The organism is Nitrospira sp., assembly GCA_029194675.1.
Classification (GTDB): Bacteria; Nitrospirota; Nitrospiria; order Nitrospirales; family Nitrospiraceae; genus Nitrospira_D.
Window position 1 is genome coordinate 753,920 of sequence record JARFXP010000003.1, and the last position, 8,149, is coordinate 762,068.

Below are 8,149 nucleotides of genomic sequence, written 5' to 3' on the forward strand. Positions count from 1 at the left end.
TTGCCAGTTTGAAGTTACTGAGCCGACCATCAAATAGTGCGTAGTGTGAGCCGAATAATCGCCTGTTTTGCGTGAAGAAATGCACTTTCAGAGAAGTTATACACGCACACTTTGACGGTCTCATCAGTAAATGTTGATTTATAGATATAGATGGCTCGCTGAGCGACGAGCGTTTTGTTTTCGATCTCCAAGAGCATGGCGAACTACCCGGTTTGTCGTTGATCCAGCTGTTCTTGAAGGCCACCTTGAGGCAATCTTTCAGGGATGGCAGTCGAGTCCTCCCGCCCGTGCAGTTCTTGAATCACCGTCCAAAGTCAAGTTGGGGGCACGTCTTGTGTTGTGCATTCCGCTGAACGAATCACAAGCCAAGGGCTCACCTCCTTCAGGCACGCACCGCCACCTTACTGTGCACAGCGAATGAACCGCGATTCGGTCTCGCCTCTCCTCTGCGTCGAATTGGGTGACCAGCTGATCTCTCCATTTGGGAAAGCAGTGTCGTTTGAACAGAATATGAACGGATTGCAGCGCTACGGGATGGCATCCGGACGACCAAGCCTTCCTCACACAAAGGCACCTATGTCTTTTGCGAGGCTTCATAGCCGGATGACACAGACATCAAAGGTTACCAGCAATTATTTTTGTTGGACGAACAGGGCGAAGTCGTATCACGAGATATTCCGCGTATCCTGGGTGCGTTGAAGTGCGGGCATGAACTAATGGGATCGGCATTGCCCGCTGGTTACAATTCAACGGTGACGCGCGTGAAGCAATTGTTTGCCGAAGAAGTGACACATCGGCAGGCCGAACGGGAGCACAGGCTTGGCTTATCTTCCGGACAACGATACATTCTTCGCGAAATGCGCCTCTTGTTTGGCGTCACCACAGAGGACGATATTAAGGTCCAAATCAATGTACTGGAAAAGGCTTTCCGTGGGCGTGTGACAAAGGCCATCAATAAAGAATTGAATCTTTTACGCCGCAACGGCGTAACCGGCGATGGCCTTTTGAAGACGCTGGCAAATCTCTTCACTCAACACAACATGCGGTCTTGGATGGATCGCCAAGGCTCCCTGCTCACTCACCCGACACCAAAGATTGTTTGCAGCGAAGCGTTGGGCGTCTCTTAGGAAGCCTGTACTAGCCCCCGTGAAGTGCATTGATTGCTTTAGCGTGAGCTGGAGCTGACTGACCTCTTCCCATAAAAGTAGACCGGAACCGAGCATTCGCTTCGAGACAGCCTGAACAGCCGTTATGTCCATTGTTGTGTTCCATGACTACCCGGGATTAAGTCTCTCCTCCACATCCTTCAATCCTCGCTCAATTTTTCCCGCACATAAATATGATACTGAATCTCTTCGAATGACGCTTCATCGGGAAGCCGATCAAGAAGTTTGCCAACCGCGTCTTTTGGTGTGCTCATCGAAACCTGCCAAGTAGGGCCCAACCCCTCCTCACACCCCTACCTTCGCCTTCTTGATCCCCTCTACTATCGACGACAGAATAGTCCGCCCGTCTTCGTTGCCCAAAACCGATTCGGCACAACGTTCCGGATGCGGCATCATGCCCAACACATTGCCTTCGGCATTGCGAATGCCGGCAATATTATCAAGAGAACCGTTCGGACAAGCCTCCGGCGTCACCGTCCCGTCTGCCGTGCAATAACGGAAGATGATCTGTGCATTGGCTTGAAGCCCGGCTAGTGTCACTGGATCGGTATAGTAGTTCCCGTCCGCGTGAGCGATCGGGATCTTGAGCACTTGTCCGGACCTGCAAACATTTGTAAACGGCGTCGCAGCATTCTCCACTTTGACACAGGTCTCGCGGCAGATAAAATGCAACGACTTATTCCGCAACATGGTGCCCGGCAGTAGTCCTGCCTCGAGGAGAATCTGGAATCCATTGCAAATCCCGAGCACTAACCCACCTCCGGAGGCGAATTCTTTCACCGCGTTCATCACCGGCGAAAACCGCGCAATCGCTCCAGTCCGGAGATAGTCACCGTACGAAAATCCACCGGGCAGGATGACGGCATCTACACCGGCGAAAGAAGTTTCCTTGTGCCAGATCATCGTCACATCTTGTTCCAGCACGTCTTTGAAGACATGCTCGCAGTCGTGATCACAATTGCTACCGGGGAACACAACGACGCCGATGTTCATAGCCCAACAAGAAGGAAGGTGAGGTTCAGTCAGCTTTGCAATTCGTACCGATACTCTTCAATGATCGTATTCGCCAATAACTTTTCACACATGCCTTTGATCTCGGCCTCAGCCTTGGCCATATCGTTTTGATCGAGATCCAACTCCATGTATTTCCCAACACGCACATTCGTCGCATTCTTAAACCCCAATGAGTCCAGCGCATGTTCAATGGCTTTGCCTTGGGGATCCAAGATGCCCTGCTTCAGCGTCACATGAATTTTGGCTTTCACGACTTGCTCTCCAGCTTTTTCTCGGCTTCGTTCAACCGATCCACATATTTCTTGATCCACAATATGGCCGCGATGGTCAGTCCGCCGGCAAATACCAGCCCAACGAACGCCCAGCGCCAGGGCGACTCGTTCAACCGATAGGCCATCACCCCCACAATGGCCGCCCAAACCACCACCGATGCGATCAGGCCATAATTCAAATATGCCCGCAGCATCTCTTCCCTTCTTTCTTCTCTTCCTCCCCCCTAGTTGAAAAGGGCGAGCTGGGATTACCAGGCGCCTTGCACGAAGGCTCGTACTACCCGCACTCCACGACCCATGCGATCCGCAGAGCGGACGGCGAGCACTCTCCGAAGTTCCGTTTGAATTTCATTCAAAACGGAACAAGTTGCGCAGCCGAGCAGAGGGAGTGGTATGTGCGGTCGAGCCGAAGTGCCGAAGCCTGATAATTCCAGCTCACCCTTTCGCTTACCCGCACACCCTTTTCAACACCTCCTGATATGCTTCCTCGATCTTCCCCATATCCTTTCTAAAACGATCTTTATCCATCGACTCACCGGTCGTCATATCCCAGAAACGACAGGTATCCGGAGAAATTTCGTCCGCCAGAATCAGTTTATTGTGAAATACTCCGAACTCGAGCTTGAAATCGACGAGCTGCATCTTCCGCTCAGCGAAGAAGGGTTTGATGACCTTATTAACCGCGTGCCCCAGTTCACGCAACTCACGCAAGACGCCCGGCGTCGCAACATTCATCAGCTGCAGATGATCGTCATTGACCAACGGATCGCCAAGAGCGTCGTTCTTGTAATAAAACTCAACGACCGCCGGATCGATCCGGTTCCCCTCCTTCAGCCCGAGCCGTTTGGCCAAACTGCCCGCCACGACGTTTCGGATCACGACTTCGATGGGTACGATCCTGACTCTCTTCGTAAGCATTTCACGGTCGTTCAACCGCTCCACAAAGTGTGTCCCTATCCCACCCTGCTCCAAGAGCCGAAAAAGTCGCTCGGAGACCTTGTTGTTAATGACGCCTTTGTCGACGATGGTGCCGCGCTTCTGTGCGTTGAACGCCGTCGCATCGTCCTTGAAATACTGTACGACTTGGTCGGGATTTCCCGTCGAAAAGATCTTCTTCGCCTTGCCCTCGTAAAGAAGCTCGCCCGTCGCCATGATCGGACCTCAAATGGTTCAACTTACTGCGCCAACAGTTCTACAACCTCGTCCAACGATTTCATTGTGCCGAGCAGGATCGGATGTCCGAATCGCCGCGTATAGCGGAATTCCTGCACTTTTTCAAGCGACAGCACCAGGCTGTGAAAGTCTTCCAGCTTGGCGGTTTCAAAATAGGTAATGAAGTCCAGATCATCCAGTCCGCTGGAGTGATAGAGCTTCCGTTGGACCGTCTTCAAGTAGGGCAGCGTGGCGGCGGTATGTTCCTGCATCATCGCGGCCCGTTTCTCCTGATCCAGCCCCCACCACTCGGCCGATTTCCGGATCGGAATCACAATCGCATATGGTTTCTTGCCGGGCTCACTGACGGCATTTAAGTCAGCCTTCATCTGATCCGAGAATTCCGGCACATAATTCGGCTTCTTGGTGAGCCCGTGCATGATCCCGACCGTTTTGAGGTGTTTCCCAAATTGGCTGCTCTTCAGATCAAGGAGAAACTCCTGTGTGTTGTGCAATTCAGCCGCATGAATCCTGAACAAGAGGTCCGCTTGATCGGAAAGCCCTCGAAGAAGGTACAGATCGATTGCCACATGCTCTCGATGCTGTTCCACCACACCTTTCAGCGAGGTCAGACGGACGATCCGCGTCGCTGGGTCTTGTTTCGCCCACTCCTCATTGAGCGCGAAGACGGCGAACGTGCCGTAGACCCCCGGTGCAGTGAGAAGCTTTTCTCGATCCACCGCCTGAGCGTTCGATACCCCAGGACCAGCCATCAACCAAATCAGCACCAGCCCCATGACACGTGATTGAGTCATGATCGCGCTCCCTTCCTCTTGATGCCTGGCGAACGCTGTCCTCCCTGCCCGAACACCCGCCGATAGATCTGATCGAGGTGGCGCAGATAGTGTGTTGGGTTGAAACAGGCGGCAATTTCACTCTTTGTGAGATGCTCTGAAATAAAAGGGTCTTTGCCGACCAATTCTTGCAATCCGCCCCCTCCCCTCCAGGAGGCCATGGCATTGCGCTGAACCGCTTCGTATGACTCCTTTCGTTGCGCCCCCTTCTCAACCAGGGTCAACAGCAACCGCTGCGAATAAATGAGTCCGCCCGTCAGTTCGAGGTTCTGCCTCATTCGATCAGGGTAGACGACCAAGTGCTTGACCAGATCCGTCACCTTGGCAAGCATGTAGTCGATCAAGATTGTACTGTCCGGCATGATCACCCGCTCGACGGACGAATGGCTGATGTCGCGTTCATGCCAGAGTGCGACGTTTTCCATCGCCGCTACGCTGTTGGCCCGCACCACCCGAGCCAAGCCGCAGAGGTTCTCCGAGACAATCGGGTTCCGTTTGTGAGGCATCGCCGACGATCCCTTTTGTCCTTCTGAGAAAAACTCTTCGGCTTCGAGCACTTCTGTGCGCTGAAGATGACGAATCTCGGTGGCAAACTTCTCGATGCTTGCAGCAAGCAAGGCAAGCGCCGTTGAATAGAAGGCATGGCGATCACGTTGGACAACCTGATTCGAGACGGGATCCGCCTTCAAGCCGAGTTTGTCGCACACATATTCTTCGATGTCGGGCCCCTGGTGCGCGAAGGTCCCCATCGCGCCGGACAACTTGCCGACGGCAATCTCGTTCCGCACCTGTCGCAACCGTGCCCGATGACGTCGGACTTCTTCGTACCACAGGGCCATCTTCAGACCAAATGAGATTGGCTCCCCGTGAATGCCATGTGACCGCCCCACCATCACCTGGTTTTTGTAACGGAACGCCTGCTGTTTCAGCACGACGAGAAGCTCATCAACCCCTCCCAGGATCAGATCGAGCGCCTCGGTCATTTGTATGGCAAGCGAGGTATCGACAATGTCCGAGGACGTGAGTCCCATGTGGAGAAACCGATGTTCCGGCCCTACCGTGTCCATGAGCGATTCAAGAAAGGCGATCACGTCGTGTTTCGTAACATTTTCGATTTCGGCGATCCGTTCGACATCGACCTTGGCCTTCTTCCGGATTTTCGCCGCCGTCCCTCGCGGTGCCTGTTTGGCCCGCTCGAAGGCCGCACAGGCCTGCAGTTCAACCTCCAACCAGATCTCATACTTATGCTTCAGGTCCCAGATGGCCTTCATTCGGGGACGCGTGTAACGCTCAATCACTGTCGGCTCTCCTCCAAACCGCCCGATCCGGGTCCGCCCGCTTTGCAGCCAACCGCGACTCGGTCGCCAAGGCCTTGTCCAAAACCGCGTTCACAAACTTTGAGGCATCGTCATCGCCGAAACTTTTCGCGAGTTCGATGGCTTCATCCATGGTGACCTTTGCAGGCACCTCATCCAACCATAGCAACTCATACAGTCCAGCACGCAAGATGTTGCGGTCGACGATGGGCATGCGGCTGACTGTCCAATTCGTCGCATACTTACCGATGGTGGCATCGAGCTCTTTTTTGTGCTCCAGCACACCCTGCACCAACTGTTCTGCGAACGCTTTTGACTCATCAGACGCCGAATATTCATTCCAAAACTCGTCGAGGTGCACGTCAGCCTTCCCGTGAATGTCATGCTGAAACAGAATCTGCAAGGCTCGCTCGCGCGCCTGATGACGAGCTCCCATCACGCTAGTTCGCAAGCCGCCGCGCGGCCGTCCGTGGTGTAACCGATTTCCCCGTCTCCGATTTCTGTCTCATCCTGTCCACCTGTTTCATCACCATCACCATCTCGATCGCGGACTTCGCCGCCTCGCCGCCACGGTTGAATTTCTTCCTGTCCGCACGCTCTACCGCCTGCGCAACCGTCTCAGTGGTCAACACACCGAAGATGACCGGAATATCGGTGTCTAAAGCCGCTTGACCGATGCCTCGACTCACTTCGGCACTGATATACTCAAAATGTGGGGTGTCGCCACGAATGACCGCCCCCAAGCAAATGACCGCATTGAACCGACCTGACTTGGCCATAGCACGAGCTACGAGCGGAATTTCGAACGCTCCCGGTACCCGCACGACATGCATGTTTTCTTTACGGACACCATGGGCACTCAGCGTATCGACGCAGGCATTCACTAATTTGTTCGTGATCTGTTGATTGAACTTCGCCGCGACGATACCGAACCGAAGTCCCGCCGCAGAACGCTCAGCTTTTCGGTGTTTCATGCCTCAATAGCCGTTCCGACCTACTGTCCCGAAGACGGACTGGAATCCTCCTCAGACTTTCTTGAGAAGATGGCCCAATTTCGCCTTCTTCGTCCGAAGATACCGCACATTCGCGGCGTGCGGAGGAACCTCGATCGAAACACGTTCGACAACTTTGAGGCCGTATCCCTCGATTCCAACGATCTTCCTCGGGTTATTCGTAATCAACTTGATCTGGTGCAGACCGAGATTCGCCAAAATTTGCGCGCCGACTCCATAGTCGCGGAGATCCGCCTTGAATCCGAGTTGCAGATTGGCTTCAACCGTATCACTCCCTTGATCCTGCAGCCCATAGGCCTTGATCTTATTCAGCAACCCGATTCCTCTGCCTTCTTGATTCAGATACAGGAGAACGCCTCGGCCCTCCTTCTGAATGATCTCCATCGCGGAGTGCAATTGATCGCGGCAATCGCAACGCAACGATCCTAACGCGTCAGCCGTCAAACATCCGGAGTGTACACGGACGAGTGTCGGTGTCCCGCCGTCGACAGGGCCTTTCACCAGGGCAATGTGCGTCACTCCGTCGATCTGATTCTCGAACGCCACCGCCTCGAACTCGCCGAAAGTCGTGGGCAATCGTGCGCTTGCCATCCGTTTGACGAAGGTTTCCCTCCGCATGCGGTATTCGATCAAGGCCTTCACGGTCACCATCCTCAGTTTATGGGTCCTGGCGAACTTCGTCAGCTCGGGTACACGAGCCATGGTCCCATCCGCATTCATGATCTCGCAGATCACTCCAGCAGGACGCAGACCGGCCAGCCTAGCCAGATCGACAGATCCCTCGGTTTGCCCAGCGCGCCGGAGCACTCCGCCTGTCTGTGCCTTGAGTGGAAAGACGTGACCAGGTCGGGCGAGATCGCTAGGTTTGGATTTGGGGTCGATCGCCACATGAATCGTCGTGGCTCGATCAGCGGCCGAGATCCCCGTCGTCACGTCTTTTCGTGCATCGATCGAGACGGTGAAGGCGGTCCCGAACGTCGCGGTATTCTCGGAAGCCTGCTGTGGCAACTGCAGTTCTTCCACCCGTTCAGGCGTCAGGGTTAGACAAATCAGGCCTCGGGCATGCGTGGCCATGAAGTTGATCACGTGTGGAGTGACTTTCTCCGCGGCGATGACCAAGTCACCCTCATTTTCACGATCCTCATCGTCCACCAAGATGATGCACTTTCCTTTCTTGATGTCGCGAATCGCATTTTCGATGCTATCGAAAGGAGTGGCCATGTCTAAGTCCTACCCGACAAGTGTCAACACATCGCTGACACATGAATTGGTCTTCATGCGCGACAAGACATCGCTGACTGTACCCAGTTGACCCTCCGGCACTCGTGCGGAAGTCACCGGACGACGCATGACTTCAGAGCA

The 8,149-nt window shown here is 54.2% G+C and carries 11 protein-coding genes; 1 reads left to right on the forward strand and 10 read right to left on the reverse strand.

Translation table 11 applies throughout. The features are described 5' to 3' along the window. Positions 1-29: 29 nt before the first annotated feature. Positions 30-197, reverse strand: a complete 168-nt coding sequence (locus P0120_18460) for a hypothetical protein (protein ID MDF0676298.1) — start codon at positions 195-197, stop codon at positions 30-32. Between the two features lie 441 nt (positions 198-638). Between P0120_18460 and P0120_18465 the strand changes: the two genes are divergently transcribed. After that, the gene (locus P0120_18465) at positions 639-1,127 is read left to right on the forward strand and encodes a hypothetical protein (protein ID MDF0676299.1); all 489 of its coding nucleotides are present in this window, start codon (positions 639-641) and stop codon (positions 1,125-1,127) included. Between the two features lie 324 nt (positions 1,128-1,451). Here the strand turns inward: P0120_18465 and purQ are convergent, their stop codons facing one another. The 9 genes from purQ to P0120_18510 form a co-directional block, all read right to left on the reverse strand. Beyond that, positions 1,452-2,159: a phosphoribosylformylglycinamidine synthase subunit PurQ gene (gene purQ, locus P0120_18470; GenBank protein MDF0676300.1), complete on the reverse strand. Its 708-nt coding sequence runs from the start codon at positions 2,157-2,159 to the stop codon at positions 1,452-1,454. Between the two features lie 29 nt (positions 2,160-2,188). Further along, complete coding sequence (gene purS / locus P0120_18475) at positions 2,189-2,431, reverse strand: phosphoribosylformylglycinamidine synthase subunit PurS (GenBank protein MDF0676301.1); 243 nt, start codon at positions 2,429-2,431, stop codon at positions 2,189-2,191. Continuing rightward, positions 2,428-2,646: a hypothetical protein gene (locus P0120_18480; GenBank protein ID MDF0676302.1), complete on the reverse strand. Its 219-nt coding sequence runs from the start codon at positions 2,644-2,646 to the stop codon at positions 2,428-2,430. Before P0120_18480 ends, purS begins: the two co-directional genes overlap by 4 nt. A 253-nt stretch (positions 2,647-2,899) precedes the next feature. Beyond that, positions 2,900-3,604 (reverse strand): phosphoribosylaminoimidazolesuccinocarboxamide synthase, encoded by a 705-nt coding sequence (locus P0120_18485; protein ID MDF0676303.1) that lies wholly within the window; start codon positions 3,602-3,604, stop codon positions 2,900-2,902. Between the two features lie 23 nt (positions 3,605-3,627). Beyond that, positions 3,628-4,419 (reverse strand): chlorite dismutase family protein, encoded by a 792-nt coding sequence (locus P0120_18490; protein ID MDF0676304.1) that lies wholly within the window; start codon positions 4,417-4,419, stop codon positions 3,628-3,630. Continuing rightward, the gene (gene purB / locus P0120_18495; protein MDF0676305.1) at positions 4,416-5,756 is read right to left on the reverse strand and encodes an adenylosuccinate lyase; all 1,341 of its coding nucleotides are present in this window, start codon (positions 5,754-5,756) and stop codon (positions 4,416-4,418) included. The genes P0120_18490 and purB overlap by 4 nt, the downstream gene beginning before the upstream one ends. Further along, the gene (gene nusB, locus P0120_18500) at positions 5,749-6,210 is read right to left on the reverse strand and encodes a transcription antitermination factor NusB (protein MDF0676306.1); all 462 of its coding nucleotides are present in this window, start codon (positions 6,208-6,210) and stop codon (positions 5,749-5,751) included. Before nusB ends, purB begins: the two co-directional genes overlap by 8 nt. A 4-nt stretch (positions 6,211-6,214) precedes the next feature. Continuing rightward, a complete protein-coding gene (ribH, locus tag P0120_18505; GenBank protein MDF0676307.1) occupies positions 6,215-6,748 on the reverse strand; it encodes a 6,7-dimethyl-8-ribityllumazine synthase in 534 nt (177 codons plus the stop codon). A 51-nt stretch (positions 6,749-6,799) separates the two neighbouring features. After that, complete coding sequence (locus P0120_18510) at positions 6,800-8,008, reverse strand: bifunctional 3,4-dihydroxy-2-butanone-4-phosphate synthase/GTP cyclohydrolase II (protein ID MDF0676308.1); 1,209 nt, start codon at positions 8,006-8,008, stop codon at positions 6,800-6,802. Positions 8,009-8,149 lie beyond the last annotated feature (141 nt).